The organism is Bartonella gabonensis (genome assembly GCF_903679515.1).
GTDB lineage: Bacteria > Pseudomonadota > Alphaproteobacteria > Rhizobiales > Rhizobiaceae > Bartonella > Bartonella gabonensis.
The window spans coordinates 1-18211 of record NZ_CAHOYM010000009.1 but is presented as its reverse complement, the minus strand read 5'-3'; the positions used below and the strand labels follow the sequence as shown (position 1 = coordinate 18211).

General features: G+C 34.1%; 16 protein-coding genes and 2 pseudogenes. 6 read left to right on the top strand and 12 right to left on the bottom strand.

Going from position 1 to position 18211, the window contains the following annotated elements:
* The 5 genes from HWX04_RS03155 to HWX04_RS03135 all read right to left on the bottom strand — a co-directional run bounded on the left by HWX04_RS03155 (position 1) and on the right by HWX04_RS03135 (position 4349).
* Entirely contained in the window at positions 1-774 is a 774-nt protein-coding gene (locus HWX04_RS03155; protein WP_175868771.1) for an amino acid ABC transporter ATP-binding protein, read from the bottom strand.
* Between the two features lie 81 nt (positions 775-855).
* A complete protein-coding gene (locus tag HWX04_RS03150) occupies positions 856-1563 on the bottom strand; it encodes an ABC transporter permease (RefSeq protein WP_175868770.1) in 708 nt (235 codons plus the stop codon).
* Positions 1560-2282, bottom strand: a complete 723-nt coding sequence (locus HWX04_RS03145; RefSeq protein ID WP_175868769.1) for an ABC transporter permease — start codon at positions 2280-2282, stop codon at positions 1560-1562. Before HWX04_RS03145 ends, HWX04_RS03150 begins: the two co-directional genes overlap by 4 nt.
* A gap of 78 nt (positions 2283-2360) precedes the next feature.
* On the bottom strand, positions 2361-3113 hold the full coding sequence (locus tag HWX04_RS03140; RefSeq protein ID WP_175868768.1) for a transporter substrate-binding domain-containing protein: 753 nt from the start codon (positions 3111-3113) through the stop codon (positions 2361-2363).
* Between the two features lie 483 nt (positions 3114-3596).
* A complete protein-coding gene (locus tag HWX04_RS03135; protein ID WP_175868767.1) occupies positions 3597-4349 on the bottom strand; it encodes a transporter substrate-binding domain-containing protein in 753 nt (250 codons plus the stop codon).
* 457 nt (positions 4350-4806) lie between these two features.
* On the opposite strand from HWX04_RS03135, the gene HWX04_RS08505 reads away from it, so the two are divergent.
* The 4 genes from HWX04_RS08505 (at position 4807) to HWX04_RS08490 (ending at position 7809) form a co-directional block, all read left to right on the top strand.
* Positions 4807-5151 carry a hypothetical protein gene (locus HWX04_RS08505; protein WP_246257382.1) on the top strand — a complete coding sequence of 115 codons (345 nt, stop codon included), beginning with the start codon at positions 4807-4809 and terminating at the stop codon, positions 5149-5151.
* Positions 5152-5168: 17 nt separating this feature from the next.
* Positions 5169-6092 carry a hypothetical protein gene (locus HWX04_RS08500; protein ID WP_246257380.1) on the top strand — a complete coding sequence of 308 codons (924 nt, stop codon included), beginning with the start codon at positions 5169-5171 and terminating at the stop codon, positions 6090-6092.
* Positions 6065-6478: a protein kinase family protein gene (locus tag HWX04_RS08495; RefSeq protein WP_246257378.1), complete on the top strand. Its 414-nt coding sequence runs from the start codon at positions 6065-6067 to the stop codon at positions 6476-6478. Before HWX04_RS08500 ends, HWX04_RS08495 begins: the two co-directional genes overlap by 28 nt.
* Positions 6479-7593: 1115 nt before the next feature.
* A complete protein-coding gene (locus HWX04_RS08490; RefSeq protein ID WP_246257376.1) occupies positions 7594-7809 on the top strand; it encodes a hypothetical protein in 216 nt (71 codons plus the stop codon).
* Positions 7810-8970: 1161 nt separating this feature from the next.
* Here HWX04_RS08490 and HWX04_RS03120 read toward each other — a convergent pair.
* The 7 genes and pseudogenes from HWX04_RS03120 to HWX04_RS03095 all read right to left on the bottom strand — a co-directional run bounded on the left by HWX04_RS03120 (position 8971) and on the right by HWX04_RS03095 (position 15175).
* Complete coding sequence (locus tag HWX04_RS03120) at positions 8971-9240, bottom strand: hypothetical protein (RefSeq protein WP_343037585.1); 270 nt, start codon at positions 9238-9240, stop codon at positions 8971-8973.
* Positions 9241-9257: 17 nt separating this feature from the next.
* Positions 9258-9335, bottom strand: a pseudogene (locus HWX04_RS08865) (DUF3987 domain-containing protein); the annotation flags it as partial.
* 430 nt (positions 9336-9765) lie between these two features.
* Positions 9766-10206 (bottom strand): hypothetical protein, encoded by a 441-nt coding sequence (locus HWX04_RS03115; RefSeq protein ID WP_246257386.1) that lies wholly within the window; start codon positions 10204-10206, stop codon positions 9766-9768.
* Between the two features lie 70 nt (positions 10207-10276).
* A complete protein-coding gene (locus tag HWX04_RS03110) occupies positions 10277-10582 on the bottom strand; it encodes a hypothetical protein (RefSeq protein WP_175868766.1) in 306 nt (101 codons plus the stop codon).
* A gap of 714 nt (positions 10583-11296) precedes the next feature.
* A complete protein-coding gene (locus tag HWX04_RS03105) occupies positions 11297-11497 on the bottom strand; it encodes a helix-turn-helix transcriptional regulator (RefSeq protein ID WP_142417295.1) in 201 nt (66 codons plus the stop codon).
* A gap of 210 nt (positions 11498-11707) precedes the next feature.
* Entirely contained in the window at positions 11708-12790 is a 1083-nt protein-coding gene (locus HWX04_RS03100; protein WP_246257373.1) for a tyrosine-type recombinase/integrase, read from the bottom strand.
* 597 nt (positions 12791-13387) lie between these two features.
* Positions 13388-15175, bottom strand: coding sequence for a glucan ABC transporter ATP-binding protein/ permease (locus HWX04_RS03095; RefSeq protein ID WP_175868765.1), 1788 nt, complete (start codon positions 15173-15175; stop codon positions 13388-13390).
* A gap of 236 nt (positions 15176-15411) precedes the next feature.
* Between HWX04_RS03095 and HWX04_RS03090 the strand changes: the two genes are divergently transcribed.
* Complete coding sequence (locus HWX04_RS03090) at positions 15412-16395, top strand: RluA family pseudouridine synthase (protein WP_175868764.1); 984 nt, start codon at positions 15412-15414, stop codon at positions 16393-16395.
* Between the two features lie 200 nt (positions 16396-16595).
* Positions 16596-17374: pseudogene (locus tag HWX04_RS03085) on the top strand (ABC-2 family transporter protein).
* Positions 17375-18211 lie beyond the last annotated feature (837 nt).

The window sequence follows — 18211 nt, the reverse complement described above, 5'->3', positions numbered from 1 at the left end:
TTAATATTTAATTTTAGCAAGAAACTCATGGGCACGTTGGCTTTTAGGGTTGGTAAAAAATTTGTCAGAGGCTGTATCTTCAACAATTTTTCCATTTTCTAGAAAGAGTATTCTTTCTGAAACTTTTCGTGCGAAGCCCATTTCATGGGTAACACAAAGCATTGTAATCCCAGTGTCGGCCAATTGAGCTATCACTTCTAAAACTTCTCCCACACTTTCTGGATCAAGAGCTGAAGTGGGTTCATCAAAAAGCATGACTTCAGGTTCCATACAAAGCGCACGGGCAATTGCAACACGCTGTTGTTGTCCACCAGAAAGTTGTAAAGGATATTTTTCACAGTGTTTTTCAATACCGACATGAGTTAAGTAACGAATTGCTCGTTCTTTTGCTTGTTGTTTAGAAAGTCCTTGAACTGTCATAGGGGCTAAAATACAATTTTGTATAACGCTCATGTGAGGAAATAAATTAAAATTCTGAAAAACCATTCCTATTTTTCGCAGAACATTTTTTTGCTGTTGTATAGGAGCGGTATTAATATCAACGTTATGAATACAGATTGAACCTTTTTGTGCTTGTTCTAATTGATTAATACAACGAATTAACGTTGATTTTCCTGATCCAGATGGCCCACAAATAACGATATGTTCACCAGCTTGAACATCAAAGTTGATATCATGGAGGACCTGAAAGTTTCCGTACCATTTATTGAAATTTCGAATGGAGATCACAGAGGGTTGATTGGGAGAGATCGATAGATTATTTTTTGAATTCATCTTGTTTTATTCTTTCATTGATGAATAAATTGATTACTTCAACATTTTGGTTTGGTAAAGTTTTTTTATGATCATTTTATTTTACCGTAAATATCGAGTGAGGTGATTTTCGATAAAAATAATAAAACGATGAATAAGTTCAACAATAAAAAGATAGATAAGTGCAGCCCAAACGTAAACTTGGAAATCAAATGTACGTGAATAAGTGAGTTTAGCAATCCCCATTAGATCATAAACAGTAACAAGTGAGGCAATGGCACTTGATTTAATCATTAAAATCAACTCATTTCCTAGGGGGCGTAATGCTACAATCATTGCTTGTGGAAGAATAACTCTAAAAAATGTGACAGAATTACTTAGACCTAAAGCTTTTGATGCTTCACGTTGCTCAGTTGTTACGGATAAAAAACTTCCTTTAAAGATTTCAGATTGATAGGCAGCAGAATTGAGTGTGAAGATAAAAAGACAACAATACCACGCATTTTGAAAAAACCACCATAGACCAACTTGTTGCCAAAAACTGTTCATTGAACCAAGCCCATAATAAAAAAGGAAGAGTTGGGCTAACAAAGGAGAACCGCGGAAAAAATAGACATAAGCATTTGCAAAATATTGTAAAAATGTATTCTTTGATAAACGTGCAAAAGCAATAAGCATACCAAGGAAAAAACCAAGAGAACAAGAAATAGAAACAAGCTCAACAGTAACAATAAAGCCATCAATGAATTTTGGTCCATAACGGCTTAAAAGATCAGGACTAAAAGGGAAATAAAGCCACTCAGGAATCATTGACTTAGTACCTTTTTATAGCCTATTTGCGTGTATGTTTCCAAATGGCGTAAGATTGCGGAAAAAAATGCTGAAAATAATAAATAAAGTAAACAGGCGACAAGGTAAAATAGCATAGGTTCATTCGTTGCAGCAACAGCTAAATTCGTTTGTCGCATGAGATCAACAAGCGCGATGGTTGAAACAAGGGATGTATCTTTCAGTAAAGTAAGCCAATTATTGGAAAGTCCTGGCAAGGCATTTCGGATTAGCTGAGGGAAGACAATACGACAGAATGTGGTTGACCGTGAAAGGCCTAAAGCTTTGGCCGCTTCATATTGCCCTTTATCAAAAATGTTGAATGCTCCAAGCCAAACTTCACAAGAAAAAGCAGCAAGAACCATACTTAGTGCAAGAACACCAGCAACAAAAGCATTGATAGTGAACGTGATTTCAAGATTAAAATAGTCAAAGACATTTTGAATAAGGTTTTGTAATCCGTAGTACACTAAAAACAAGGTTAAAAGCTCTGGTAGTCCACGAAACACCGTTGAAAAGAGACGTGCTATAGCTTTAGCCATCTTAATATTGGATCGAATCATCATTGCATTTAGAAGTCCTAGAGGAAGCCCTAGAAGGCCGCAACATAACGCCAATGACAATGTCATTCCTGCACTAGAAAGTATAATCATTCCCCATCCCCCATTGCTAAATGATAGCAATGCTAAATTTTCAATCATTCTTGTGTTCCTCATGAAAGAGTTAGATAATATTTTTAGAAATAAACAGTAGGTTTCATTTAAATATCATAGTGATATTTAATAAACGTCGCTTGTAAAATATTTTCTTATAATTTTCTCATAAGTTCCATCCAAACGGATTTCTTTTATTGCTTCATTGAACTTATTTTTAAGATCATTATTGTTTTGACGCAACGCAATTGCAACAGGAAATTTTGTTTCTTCCAGAGTTCCTAGGAGAAGACAGCAATCTTTACCTTCATTTTTAAGCCAATTTAATGCTTGTAATTTATCAACAATAATCACATCAAGTCGATGATTTAAAAGGTCACGATTTACTTCTATTGTGGAAGGGTAGAGTTTGATTTTTACCTTTTCAGAGGCATAATGATCTTCTGCATAAACAGCTTGTGTTGTATTTGATTGCACACCAAGACTTTTGCCTCTAAAGCTTTGTGCCGAAATTTCTTTAATTTCTGAATCTTTGGTAACAATGACAGCCAGTGCTGTATCGTAGTAAGGATCTGTGAAGTCAATTTTTTGTAAACGCTCTTGTGTAAGAGAGAGGGATGCAATGATCGCATCATATTTTTTTGCAATAAGTCCAGGGATCATTCCCTCGAAATCTTGCGTGACAATCGTACATTCAACATTCATTTTTTTACAAAGTGCATAAGATATATCAATATCAAATCCCTGTAATTTGTTATTTGAGTCAATATAACTAAAGGGAGGATAAGTGCCTTCACTCGCGATTTTTAATGTTTTCGCATCAGCCAATTGGGTGAATAGCGCGGCGCTTACTATAAGAGCTCCTGCTAATAGTTTCATGATATTCTCCTATTGGATAAGCGGGTAAATATGAAATCGTCACATTTTTATAATCTGTAAGTTTTTCTGGAGCAATGGAAAAATTTATCGCTGTTTATTTTAGATTATAATGCTGGACATTATTATCAAAAAATTATTTTTTGTATTGATTGAAAAAAGAATAAATATCTTATTGCTGTATGAGGCTTAATTTTAATGAAACGATATAGTTTACATCATTTCATGAGTAAAAACTCAGGGATTTTCTTTAAAAATAAGACTATTTAATTTGAACATAAAAACGAAATTCAGATAAGATAAAACTCCATTATTGTCATTGAATTCCATAAACATTTAACTATCGAGAAACAATTAAAAATTAATCTTTTTAAATCAATGTAAATTTTTCTTATGAAGATGCTGAATTTCTAAATATTTTTTCATTTCCAATAAAAAGTTAAAAGATATTTTTTTAAGAGCTTCAAATTTAATTGATAGTGATGTTTAATCGATATCGAATGTAAAATATTTTTTTATAATTTTATCATAGGTTCCATCGGCGCGTATTTCTTTTATTGCTTCATTGAATTTATCCTTAAGATCATTATTATTTTGACGGATTGCAATTGCAACAGGAAATTTTGCTTCTTCTAAAGTTCCTAGGAGGAGACAGCAATCTTTTCCTTCATTTTCAAGCCAATTTAATGCCTTTAATTTATCAAATATGATGATATCAAGCCGATGGCTTAAAAGGTCACGATTCACTTCTATTGCTGTAGGATAAAGTTTGATATTCACTCCTTCAGAAGCATAATGATCTTCTGCATATGCAGCTTGGGTTGTATTTGATTGTACACCAAGGTTTTTACCTCTAAAGGCTTGTGGGGAGATTTCTTTAATTTCTGAATTTTTGCTAACAATGACAGCTAGTGCTGTGTTGTAGTAAGGATCTGTAAAATCAATTTTTTGTAAGCGTTCTTTTGTAGGAGAAAGAGAAGAAACAATAGCATCATATTTCTTGGCGAGAAGGCCAGGAATCATTCCCTCAAAATCTTGCGTGACAATGGTACATTCAACATTCATTTTTTTACAAAGTGCGTACGATATATCAATATCAAACCCTTGAAGTTCATTATTTGAGTCAATATAGCTAAATGGGGGATAGGAAGCATCACTTGCTATTTTCAGCGTTTGAGAATTGGCTGATAAGGTAAACAGTGTTGCACTTATTATAAGAGCTCTTGCTAACAACTTCATGATGTTCTCCTATTCAATAAGCTGACAAATATGAAACCTAAGGCATTATTATAATCTGTAAGCTCTTTGGGAGCAATGTAAAAAATTATCTGCCTTGATTTGTTATCATTACGCTGGATATTACTGTCAAAAAAATGATTTATTCGTATCAGTATGGAGGAAAATACAGAACAGTAGGCAAATTCTTATTAATGATAGGATGAATTTTAATAATTTTATTTAAAATCAATTAATTATTACTTAGGAAAAAATTCTACGTACGTTTCGTCACCGTTGATGTGTTTATTTCCATTTTTATCCTTGGTATTGGACTATAATGGAGATTTAAAAAATTGCTTTTATTCAGAAGCTTTTGGGAATCTACGAAATTATGAGGCAATAGATTGGTCTGCTCAAAGCATTTTAAAATCTTTGAAAGAATCTGGCGCATGTAGCGGATGTCGTGGCAAGGTATTTTGTGGATAAGGTTAAGCAATTTAAGATTTATAGTGTTAGTTATTTTTTATTGCTTCCTTTGATCTTAGAAGTCCCCTTGGTTTTATTATCAGATGTTTATGGAAGTAAGCGCGTTATTTATACTGGGCTGTTTTTCTTTCTTTGCGGTTTTTTAGCTCTTTTTATGAATTATGCATATTTTGCTTACGCCACTTATTTGTTGTGTATTACATTAGCAGCCGCTTGTTTCTCAGGTGCGGAAGATAGTTTACTCTTTTCTGTAGTATCAAAGCATCGCACACTGTTTTCCGTTAAGTCCGAAGTGGCTGCTGTTACCTATAGTGTGACAATGGTACTTATTTTTTAGGGGGAATACTTTATTATGTGCATCCTGCATTGCCTGTGATTTTTCAAGTCCTTTCATTAATTTTTGCTATTTTTATGTTTTCAAAACTGACGAAGGGATTAGATAGTTTTCATATCAACGCTCATCCGAGTATTTTCACAGTTATGTGCGCAAGCCGTAAAGAAGTCAAAAATCCTTATCGCTTCACTCTTATTTTTTTAAGTGCAGTTTCAGCTTTTGCTATTTTGGTTAATAATCGAACTGTTTCTATCGCATTTTCTGATTTTTTGCGATTTCAATCTGCTATTTTGGTTTCGATTATTTTTATCATTGGGAATTTTTTTTCAGCAAGTTCCAATATATTGTTTCAGAAATATTTTTCAAAGTTTCAAAATCCTATTTTTTCCGTCTTAATGATTGGTTGTATGGTAACCATTGCTTTTTTTCTCATGTCATTTCAAATCATTGCGGCTCTTATATTAGGTTTTTTACTGCTATGTGTTTTTAAATCTGCTTATCGATCTTATCTGTCGTCTCTTCTTATAAATTCACTGATTGATCCCAAAGCTATCGCGACTGTTTTATCATTTTTAGCCATTATTACAGCTGTTGTATCCTTTGCATTTAGTTTTTTATACGGTCATGTTTTTTCAACATTCTGGCAAGCTAATTTGTGGTTGGCAGTGATTATGGCTGTGATTTTTTGGGTGTCTGCTTTAATTATTTTTGTCAGAAAACAAGAAATCATTTGGTTACAGCCTAAAAATGCACAATCGTCAAAACAACATTTTTTGAAACGCAAGCATCAAGAGTTTTGCTATGGGCAAATTTATCCGGAAGCATCGTGCATTAATGAAAACATCAAGGATGGCTCTTTTCGACAAAGTCTCTATCCTGCACCAAATTTGATAACACTTTGCGATGAAGTAGTCGAATGGGAATTTATCCGGGGACTGTATTGAGCCAAGTGGATTTGCTACATCAAAAGGCGATTATTGATCAAATCAATAAGATCTTTCAAGATCGATTAAGCAAGAATATAATCTTATCACATGGAGATTTACATCCTGATAATTCTTTTATGGTAGTGGATTGGGATTTATGTCAAGAAGCCAGTCCGGAATTGGATATCTTAACATTTTTCACCAGTCCAAGATTATCTCTCAATTTAGAAGAACGGATAGACTATATTTCTCATTTGCTGTCTATATCAAAGGATGAAGCTTTACCAATGATAAAAGCGCTTATAGCTAAAAAAATTTCTGATCTTTGTCTATACCAAAATATTTTCATGAAACAATTAGTATTGGATTATATGAACTTGAATGAGAAATTTCATGGGCGATAATATTGTAATTTATAATGAAAATTGTAGTGCAGGCTGCAATCATTGTCCGTATTCGATGGAATGTATGGTGAGAGATGATGCGTTTCCTGAATCTTTATATACAATAAATGACATAAAATCTGATTTTATTATTCTTTCTGGTGGAGAGCCTTTTGAGCTCAATTATGATTTACTTCATAAATATACTTGTATGTGTCTCATTTGTAAAAAAATATTTTCGGATTGCAACAGGGGGGCACATCTATATTCAACCATATTTGAAGCTATTAAAGAGCAATCCGTTCTTTTTAGGGATACAAATAGGCACAGATGTTATTTCAGAGATAAGAAATCTAGACAGTAAAAAGTATAAACAAAAGTGGGTGCCTAACATAGAATATATGAAAAAAAATAGCGTACCATATAGTGTGACGATTACTTTATCGGAGAGATTCGATTTGGCAGAAGTGTTAGCTCTAATATGTATCGCTACTCCCGAGTTCATTTTAGTTAATTTTGAAAATAGAAAAAAGTACGAGAATACATTTCAGTTAAATATGATACGGGATTTTTTCTGGCTGTGAGATAAAATATGGATATACGCATCAGAGTTTACACCAATAAATATAAACTATCGAATTCTTTTCACAGTTCTTCTGGTGTGTTAGTTGAAAAAACAGAGCTGATAATTTTATTTACTGCTCGGGATAAAGTTATTTCGCCCTTTGCTATGGAGTTGTCATTGTCACCTAGTCACGGAGAAATGCCGGACGATTTTATAAAATCTATAAATGAAAGATCAATAAATAAAAGTAAACACTTTTCAAATTCTTTAAGCTATTTCTTTGGGTTGGAAGATTTTTTTTAAAAGTTGAAATGGCTAAGATTATTAATTCTGGATTAATAAAATCTATTAAAACGATAGGAATAGGTGAAATTATTGATGATGAGATACGTAATTACGATTTGATAAAATTGAAATCATCTAATCAGTATTTGATGATACAATTGCAATTGTTAATGAAAACAAAAATATAAAATTTATTATTGATTTCAATGTAAGTATTAATTTTGAGCAGTGGAATTATTTTATTGATAGGATAGATAAAAATAATTTGTTTGGAATAGAACAGCCTATGAAATTTCCTTCAAAAGTTCCAGATTTGGGTTTTTTAAATATCGCTGATGAGACATTCGTGAAATGTGGTTATGAAAAAATTCACGAATATGGCTATAATGCTTTTGTCTATAAGCCATTTGCAAGTAATATTAAAGAATTATATAAGTGTTTTGAGAATAAAAATAACTACGTTGGTATGGTTGGAAGGAATGTTTCTGGCCCTTTTTTGTAACATCATAAATCATTATATGCCTACCAAATTAGCAGGAAATCGTGCAAGTAATTTTGAAGCGCATCCGTTAAGTAATAAAACTGAGGATTTAATGAGAGTTCGAGAAAAAAAGATATATCTCTCTAATGAATTGTTTATTTATCTTGATAAATTTTGCCGAAAGGTATCGGATTTGTATTTTGATATGAATAAATTAAAAGAAATTGCCACAAATATATAAGTATTTCTCACTCTGAAGCAGCTATGTTTCGTGAATAGATATAGGACATACCGATGGAAGAACGATATGGTGCTTGTCTCATGTATCGGAATCTCATATACTAAAAGTGTCAAAGATGGTGGCAAAATTGGCTTTGATTTTTTTGATATTAGCAGTAATTTAAGCAGCAACTTGCCTTTTTTATTCAAGATTTTTGATGAGAAAGAATTATAGGTATTTCAGCTTGCTGTAACTCAAAATAAGCGAACGGTATTTTTAAGCTTCATGTTTATTATAAAGCTGAGCTCAACCTCAACCAGAACAGTATAGCAAGTGGCCTTGTTATCTTACTTAAATGGGGCTACCTAAAAAGCATACGCTTGTTATTATATCGAATGTTCTCAATTTGCATTCGATTAAACTTACAAATCAAGATGGCTTTTATTCTAATATCATCCATACCGAGCTTTGTAGATTAAACATTCAAGTCCAATAGTTCGCAGAACAAATGAGCCATGCATCCAAAATGCCAATAACGAGTAATGTAAATCCAGATGATATTGTAGCTGATATTCACGTAATACCATCAATACTCTCAAATGGCTTCTATTATCGTAAGGTTTTCTTTTCTCTTGAGATAATCACCAATATCATAGAAATATATTTTACCATGCTGTTGTACGTTTGGATTTTTTACAAAAATAGAAATTTCCATAGAGTAGCTCGAGATCTTAAACAAAAATATTAAAATATAATGTTTTTTATTATTTAAAAAATAACATAAACACTGGAATAATTCTCCAAAAGCAACAAAATTCTTTGTAAGAAGAACTCTGATCATTTTCTTTGTAAAAAGAGCAATGAAGAGAATATCACTAAAAAGAGCTTTGAGCGATTGGCTTGAAAAACCCTCAAAAGAGATTTCTCTATTGTGTGGTCCTATGATTTTTCACCAAGGTGGGCTATTCATAGCGTATAGTAGGACGACTGCCCTTAGAGCTATTTTCACTTGATATTTGACGAATATGATTGGAGCGGCATAAAATCTCTAAAGATTGTTTTAGAATGGCATGATCTTTTAAACCCGTCCAGTCACGTTGATGAATATCACGTAAAGTAAAGACATCGGGTAAATGATACAACGTTCGATAATCAATTTTGCACAATCTTCTATAGAGGCATTCCCCGCCGCATAAAGCCTTTTGACATGGCTTAACAGATATTTTTCCCAACGCAACGCTGTTTGAAGAGCACCTTTATTGATTTCAAAACACCCCCCTTCGGTCAATTCAAAAATCAACGCAAGACTTGCTATGGTTTTAGGCATTTTCAAAAGATGCGATTGTAAGCTTTCAGAGTGAGTATCCCTCTTTATAGTTTTCTATTAAAGAAAAAAACAAAAAAGAAATAACACTAACCATTTCAGATTTTCATAATGAAAGAAAACTTTTTAGTTTTTCTGTTAGTGATGAAAATGTATTTCAAACAACARTGAATATATTTTCAATCAATTTAAGAGATCCACAATTATATTTCGAATAGGAATTTGACATATACAAAGATAACTTTAGATCTAGCTAAATATTGCTATGAAAAATACAAACAGAACTAAAAAAATAAGAAATGAAGTTTTTTGATTGAATAGAGAAAGAAATTAGGACGATTAACATCCAGCAGGGATATTTCATTTAGGTATTACCTCTAAAGATGTGTGAATAAATTAATATAAAAAGCTTTGTTATGAGTATGTTATTGAGTCAGAAATCTATACCAATAGCTTTGGTTTGCATCTTCTCATAGAGTTTTTGCATGGCCTTGATATTTTCTCTTCGCGCATCAATGATAGATTTTTCAATATCTGTTAAGCGCGCTTTGTCTAGATTCCCTAGTCGTGTATAATGAGATGCCATTGCTTTCCGAGCTTCATCATAAGGTAATCCACCTTTTCGGTGCTTTGATAGACTATGTCCTTTATTTATCGCATCATATTTCTCAGGATTGGAAATCAGTTTTATGTGGTCTTTAACAACACCTATTTCAAGACTACTGATCATAGCTTTACTATTAGCATACCGAAGCAAATCATTTTCTACAAGACTACGTTCCGTATCAATAAGTAATGACAAATCACCATTTTTTCCAACATTACGAATATGATTACGTAAATCATTGCGTACACTATGTAATTTCTTGGTAATCAATGTCTCATCACGACTTTTTATATAGTTATTTTCGTGGACAAAGATACGCTCTAATTCCTCAAATTCTCTAGAAATGATGACCTCCTATGATAACATCTTTATCTAACCAATCGGGACCATATTCTTTATCAGCATCTTTGGTGGAAAATCCCATATCACGAATAAATTGTGCTCCATGCTGCTTTTTAAGAAACAAAAGCGTATGTGCTGGAGGTTCAGTCATTGCCAACCATTCCCACGCCGCTTTGTTATCGTTAGCACGGTCAGCCGCTTCTGATTCAGCAGTATAAATACAGTTTTGATCTAATCCACCTGCTCGTAATTCTTCACGTTCAGCGTTTGTCATGTAACTTTTTGGTAATTTCTTTTGCATAGGAAATTCCTTTCTGTAATCTGTCTTGAAATATTAATCTAATGGTTAAATATGATCAATCAAATTTCCTATGAATTTTTCAATTTGTTGTTTGAAATGAAAATAAGATAGCTGTTTTTATCTTTAATCATTGTGATTGTTTATATCAAAGAAAATTATCGTATTTTCTGATACTAATATTACACTTAATTGACGATTTTTATTAAACATGACAAAATTTTACGCTTATTTACGTGTTTCTCGTGATTGACAAGATACAGACAATCAAAAACTTGGAATTGTTAGAATATGCTAACAAAAATGGTTTTGTTCTACTCCATATTGAAAGAGAAACTATCAATAGAAGAAAAGAGTAGTGCAAACATAAGCTTGATACTTTAATCGAAAGAACAGAGTAGGGGAATTATTATTGATACTGAGTTTTCTTGTATAGCTGGTTCTTTTCTTGTTGTTTTAGAAATTCTTAAAGCTGCTGGTGAGTATAATTTATAAGATACGCTAATTTATTCAATAGATAAGCTAGGCAATTAATCATCATGGGCAGGACAACGGGCTGTTCCATAACGCCCATGCCAAACTCCCAGCATGCCCCAAGCATTTATATAAGAAGACATTTTTTGATCCTATAATGATTGCATCATAGGACGGACTCTGCATTTTGTAAGGCTCGTGTAAAAATGGAAAGTCTTGTCCATCCTTATGTGACAAGTTTTTTTATGCCGCATCACTTTGACGCTGCTGTTTTGCTTGCTCGATAACATTGATAAGATCCGATTGTAACCAACGGGATAAAAAACCAAATTTTAAAGGTTTTGGTAAAGAGCCATTGGTCACATGACGGCGGAAAGTTGAAACACTCATATGAAGCAATTTTGCACTTTCACGGTCTGTTAAAAGAATATCATTTTCTATCATAATAAAATCCTTTCAAATATAAAAAAATGAGAACAAATCATGCCTATTTATTAAACACATTTTGGTTTATTTTTGAAGGTATTTTATTCATAGAAAACAGTATTTTATCATACATTTTCTTATGTGATAATTTATGAGTTTAATTGAGAGAGAATGAGAGAAGAGAGAGATAAAGTTATCCACAGATAATGGGGTATTGCACCCCATATCTTAAGATTGACCGGTGACATAAGCCGCCCATTTATCCATATAGACACGACGCTGTTCCAAATAATCAGTACGACGATAGGCACGCTCTACTTGCCCTCCTACCGTATGACTTAGAATAGTTTCAGCAACTTCATAGGGGGCATCGGTTGTTTCAGCAAGCCAATTGCGTAAACTAGAACGAAATCCATGCGGGCAGGCTTCAAGTCCAGTCTGTTGCATATATTGAGCCATACAGCGTGCAGCAAGGGGACCCCGACCTGTTGCAGAAAAGAAGAAATCATTGCGAGAAAGTAAACGCGCTTGTTTTAAGATTTCTAATGCCTCTGATGATAAGGGGATGCGAAATTCTGTTGTAGCATCAGGTCTACCTTTCATACTTTCAGCAGGGATAGTCCATATATCCCCATCAATTTGATCTTCACGAATATGACGTAAAGGACGTGTACGAACCCCTGTAAGGATAAGCAAACGCAAAGCCAGTAGTGTTAGGGTTGATGCTTCGCAAAGCGTTTTATAAAAAGTCGGAACATCTTTCCAATCCATAGCTGGTCTATTAGTGACCTTATGACGTTGTTTTCCTAAAAGCGCGCGTGCTTTTTCTGTTGCTTGTAAATCAACATCCAACCCTAAGGCAGCCGCATGTTTGAGACAAAGATTAAGACGTATCAATGCTGTCTTAGCTTTTGTATGCCAAATAGGGGCAAGGGTATTACGTATCTCTGTTTGTGTAATTTCTAAAACGGGCAGACAGCCTAATTTGGAGAGAATATGAAGGCGTAAAGGTGTAAACCAGTTCCCATTTTTACTATCCCCTTTTAATTCAGCTTTCCGACTTTCAAAAGCATCCAACGCGATATCTTTTAAATAATGAAGATTGCTTATTGCCTCACGCTTTTGTTTATCGCGTTCTTTAATGGGGTCACACCCTTCATGTAAAACAGAACGCCATTGGTTTGCACATTCAGGCGCTTGTTTTAAAGAAACATCTCTTAAAGCCTCCAATCCCATTTCGCGGCGCCGACTGTGGATGGTATAACGGTAAATCCATTGAGCACCTCCATCTTTACGCTTATGAAGAAGCAAGCAGGCACCATCACACTATTTGCCAGCCCCCAATGTTGCGACAGACTTTGCATTAAGACGGTTCATAAGGACCATTTTTACTCCTTTCTTATACAAATTTGATCCACACACTCATCCCGCTTGTGATGTGCAAATGAGTGATTTTAATTGATGCAACATAAACAGATTTGAAATGAGAGAATCTTACGTTATTCGGTGTTCTAATTCAATATGAATAACGCTAGATTATCATTATAAATCAATTGCTTGTATATTTCAGAATAGTCTTTTAAAGCTTATGAAGTTATAAACTATCATCTTTTCGCTTTTAAATTTCTTGAATTATTGCTCGCTCTTCATAAAAGGTCTGTTTTTTAGAGTCGTTTTATTAGTTCTCTTTGCGGATTATGTGTAAGAAAATAGGTTTTTATTGCAAGTTATGGAATGTAAATTAATCATATAAATAATGAATAAAACTAAAGATTTATATTAATTAAAGTTTTTCTCTGTGACTTTCCGCATTTAAAATAGATTATGGCATTCTTAGAAATTTTTTGCTTACGCACGAACAGAGTATTTTTGCAATGTTTTTTATGGGATTTGTGAGGAGTATCATTTTTATGATGCTATGGCTTCATGTAAGGGAATGACGTTTTCATTTTCTCCTTCTCTTTTTGGTGATGTAATTGTTAAACCACTTACTTTTAAAAATTTAGAAAAACGGCCTCCTTTATTGATTAATTCTTGAAAGTTTCCTTTTTCAATTAAGTGACCATGTTCAAGAAAGAGTACTACATCAGCATTACGGATTGTTGAAAGGCGATGTGCTATAATGAAAGTGGTGCGGTTATGGCTTATGCAATCAAGAGCATCTTTGACACGCGCTTCTGTTTCAACATCGAGAGCACTTGTTGCTTCATCTAGAATGAGAATGGGAGCATTTTTTAAAACTGCACGTGCAATTGCTAATCGTTGTTTTTCTCCACCTGATAATTGAGATCCTCGTTCGCCCACTATTGTGTTATAACAATCAGCTTTTTTTAGAATAAAATCGTGAGCTTCTGCTATTTTTGCTGCTTCATAAAGTTCTTCATTTGTTGCATTTTCTTTTCCTATTGAGATATTGTCATGGATACTACGGTTGAAAAGCCCTGCATCTTGAAAAACTGTTGCTAAAGATTGACGTAAAGATTCGCGATTGATCGAACGTATATTTATTCCATCAATGGAGATGTGCCCAAAGGCAGGGTCGTATACGCGCTGCAACAGATTGATCAATGTTGTCTTTCCAGATCCTGTTGGTCCTACGATCGCAATAGTTTGTCCTGCTTTAACCTCAAAGGAAATGTCAAAAACACCTTGAGAAGAATTTGGGAATTTATAGGTAACGTGATGAAATTGTATGGTGCCCTTAACATTTTGGAGGGAAGGGAGATTTTGTGGTTCGTTGATAGGAAAGGTTGAGTCTTCCATTTCAAAAAACTCTTGCAGTTTTGCTTGTGAGGATATCGCACAATTAATAAAATTGCTCATTTGATCTAGACGGCTAATCATGAGTTGTGCAAATCCGATAAAAGCAACGACTTCACCTACCCTTAATTGACCTTTTGCAACAAAAAAAGCCCCAAGGAGAAGAACACAAACGATTGAAACTGTTGAGGCCATTCGATTTAAGCCACTGGCGAGCGCCCACCAATTGAGAACAGGATTTTGTGCTTTAAGCAGAGCATTTGTATGTTGGTGCAGTATGGACGTTTCTTCTTTTATTCGGTTATAACTTTGTACAATAGAAACATTAGAGATTGAATCACTGACATGATGAAAAAGGTTATGATGATAGCATTCTACAGCGGCTTGTCCGTCTTTTGTTTTTCGCATCACTAAACGTGCAATTAAGACATAGATGATGGCAAGTACAACCAAAACTATTGAAAGCCGCCAATTCATACGAAAGGCTATGGGGATGAGAACCAATAAGGCGATAAGCGTTGAGAGATGTTGGCGCATAAAATCAAGCCATATGGTTGACATCGCGTCTATCGCGCGTAAAAGTGTATGGAGCGCATTGGAAGTTCCGCGTTGTTGATGCCAAATTAACGGCATGGCAATGATACGTTCAAAAGATTCTGTTAAAACCATTAAACGGCGTCTATGGGCTAAGCGGTCTGCACCACGAGCAACAAGGACATAAGCGATAATATGAGAAAGACCAAAACAAACCCAAATGGCAAGGGTAGGGATGATCCCTGTTTTTTCTGTAATGGAGTCAATAACGTGTCCAAATAAAATAGGTTCTGCAATTGTGATAATAGCCAACATAACATTAGCGGTGCAGATTAAAAAGGATGCATTTTTTTCTCTCTTTAAGTAAGTGAGAACACGTGCATAGGTTTTAAATAAGGACACTGTTAATAATCTCCATTCGCTGTTAAGCGTAAAGGCTACAGATGTTATAATACTTGAATTTCTAGCTAATAAAATTTGAACGTTAAGAAAAGGCAATTTTGGATACTTATTGTAATATGGTGTGATAAAGCCAGCGAGAATATGAATTTTTATATTTATAAATAGGTAAAATAGACCAATAAAATTATTAGGCAAAAAATATTGGGCTGGAAAAATTATCAGGTAAGGGCGCTTTCATGGCAGGTGTAGAAATAAAAAAGGTTGAGACAGACGAAAATAGTATGCGTTTAGATCGTTGGTTTAAAGTGCATTATCCAGGACTTGGGTTTGGAGCTTTGCAAAAATTGTTGCGTTCTGGTCAGATACGGGTTGATGGTGGACGTGTTAAAGCTGATACGCGTCTTTGTGTGGGGCAGTCTGTTCGTGTTCCACCTCTCCCTCTTAATGATACGACAAGTCTTCCAATAACGGATAAAACACTTCGTGGGCAGGATGATGAAACTTTTTTAAAAAAAATGCTGCTTTATGAAGATCCAAAGGTCTTTGTTTTTAATAAACCAGCAGGTCTTGCTGTACAAGGAGGCTCTGGTTTAACGCGTCATATAGACAGTATGCTTGAGATATGGCGCAATAAAAAAGGTGAAAAGCCGCGTTTAGTTCATCGCCTTGATCGTGAGACATCGGGGGTGCTTATTGTTGCACGGTCAAGGGGGGCAGCACAGGCCTTAACAGCTGCTTTTAGAGAACGGGAAACAAAAAAAACTTATTGGGCGTTGGTTCGGGGCGTTCCTAAAAAAAAACAGGACAAAATTTCAACGTGGATGGTTAAGGAGATGACTGCACAAGGTGACAAAATGCGTGTTTGTGAACATGGAGAACCAGATTCGCATCATGCGGTTTCCTATTATCGCGTTTTAGATACGCGTGGGCGGGCTCTTTCGTGGCTTGAAATGGAACCTTATACGGGAAGAACTCATCAGCTCCGTGTGCATGCTGCCCATATGGACCATCCTATCATTGGCGATGCAAAATATTTTTTTTCTGATAGTAATTGGACATTACCAGGAGGCATTCAAAATCGCCTTCATCTTCATGCACGTCGTATTCGTATTCCTCATCCTTCAGGAGGCATATTAGATATCGTTGCACCTTTGCCTCCTCATATGGTTCAAAGTTTTAATCTTTTGTCTTTTAATGAGCGTGATGCTGAAACAGAATAAAAAACTTCATTTGTTCTTTTTGATTGGTGCTAATTTTATCTATAAATTTGATTAAGATGGATAGGGTATCATTTGTAGAGAGCCTTAAGTAATTGCTATGAGAAAATTGTGTTTTGGAGTGATGAGTTTTCAAATATCATAAATTTTCTTTCTACAGTTCTTTATTCATATTGCTTGGAAAAAAGGAATGAAAGCCTATCATGAAGCAGGGGGATGAGGTGAAAACAATCCTTTACTTTATCAGCATGAATATACGCCGACAAATTGTTTACGGTAAAAACTTCATTGGAGAATTTATTCTTTCTCTATGTTATTATTTTATTCAATTCATCTTTAYTGATAAAATCTCTGGCTTTTCAGGTAGCATTGGAAACTATAGTAGAGATGAAATTCATCTTATTTTTGTTGTCTTCATTTTACTTGGAATATTTTTACCACTTCTATTGAAACATTTTTTGAAAAAGTTGCAGAGGGTAAAATTGAGGGATATCTGACAAAGCCTGTTTCAATTTGGCTGTTAATCTTGTTTGGCTGGTGCAGACCTCTTTATTTGATTAAGCTCTTTATTGTTTGTGCCAGTGCTTATTCATTTGTCTCACTACCGGATATGTCAGAAATAAAGCTGAAATGGTTTTCTTTTATCGTAGCAATTGCTTGTATCTTTATCGTTAATTTATGTTTTTTCATGATGTTCAACTTTATAACATTCATGGTCAGCCGTAAGATGCCCGTTGCCTATTTTCAGGCAATGCTTTACCAACTTTCCTTTATCCCCATAGCAATTTATCCCTCAAGCATCGTGAAATGGCTGCTATTTCTGCTGCCCCTAGCTTTTTCGGCTTCTCTTCCCGTGTCACTCTTGCTTGGTAAAAGTGAATGGAATATTGGATATCTTCTGTTGAGCGCTTTTCTTTCCATGATCATGACTTTCATAAGTTATAAAAAAACAATTCGTGAATTTAATGGATTAGGGGGATAATATAAAAGTCTGCCTGATTTATAAAAATAAAAAATTGAGTGAATAAATTCTATCGTGTTATAAAATATTGTTATTTATGCTGGCTATATGATGCAGATAAATTATGTACATATTTTTTTTGTATATCAAAAGAGTGATAGAAACTTATTGGGGTGAGTGACTCATTATATTATTAATAATAAAGAGATATTAATAGCTCATACTATAGTATTGTATATATTGTTATTGTTTAATAAAAATATATAAGTTGTATATATATAGTATAAACAAAATATTTTTATTTTTTATAGAGTATTTTTATTTATTTTATTATAAATACTATTTTACTTTTTTCTAACCTGCGTGATAGAAAATTTTAATTGTATTATCTATGATACTTTACTTTAAAATAAACAAGGAGAAATAAAAAGGGGAATTTGAATTCATCGCGTAATTCAGCTAATTTATGTGGTCCTTCAAGTTATTTGGATGAAATAAAAACTGTGTAGGATAAACGGGAGAAGCGAATAGCGGTGCGCCTGTTGGGGCAAGAAGGATGGCGCTGTGCTTGGAGGAATCGCAGAAGGGACGGCTTTGCAATAGGTGATGTGGCTGCTCCGACAATCTTTGGGACTGCTACAGTGGGAATGGGATGATGTACAGTGGGGATGATAGTATAAACGGCGCTCTAATAGGGGGAGGTCTTTGGAGTTGTGCATCACGCATTATCAATGCTGGTAATTTGTAGAATATCTGCAATATATCTCTGAAATCATAATAATTTTATAGATATCTCAATAAAAGACATATCTACAAATATTGTTAGGATGGTTTTCAATGATATATTATTTATTATTT

Coding starts and splice junctions, on each gene's coding strand:
- HWX04_RS03155 (WP_175868771.1), bottom strand. CDS start 774: ATGAATTCAAAAAATAATCTATCGATCTCTCCCAATCAACCCTCTGTG.
- HWX04_RS03150 (WP_175868770.1), bottom strand. CDS start 1,563: ATGATTCCTGAGTGGCTTTATTTCCCTTTTAGTCCTGATCTTTTAAGC.
- HWX04_RS03145 (WP_175868769.1), bottom strand. CDS start 2,282: ATGATTGAAAATTTAGCATTGCTATCATTTAGCAATGGGGGATGGGGA.
- HWX04_RS03140 (WP_175868768.1), bottom strand. CDS start 3,113: ATGAAACTATTAGCAGGAGCTCTTATAGTAAGCGCCGCGCTATTCACC.
- HWX04_RS03135 (WP_175868767.1), bottom strand. CDS start 4,349: ATGAAGTTGTTAGCAAGAGCTCTTATAATAAGTGCAACACTGTTTACC.
- HWX04_RS08495 (WP_246257378.1), top strand. CDS start 6,065: ATGGGAATTTATCCGGGGACTGTATTGAGCCAAGTGGATTTGCTACAT.
- HWX04_RS08490 (WP_246257376.1), top strand. CDS start 7,594: ATGAAATTTCCTTCAAAAGTTCCAGATTTGGGTTTTTTAAATATCGCT.
- HWX04_RS03110 (WP_175868766.1), bottom strand. CDS start 10,582: ATGCAAAAGAAATTACCAAAAAGTTACATGACAAACGCTGAACGTGAA.
- HWX04_RS03105 (WP_142417295.1), bottom strand. CDS start 11,497: ATGATAGAAAATGATATTCTTTTAACAGACCGTGAAAGTGCAAAATTG.
- HWX04_RS03090 (WP_175868764.1), top strand. CDS start 15,412: ATGGCAGGTGTAGAAATAAAAAAGGTTGAGACAGACGAAAATAGTATG.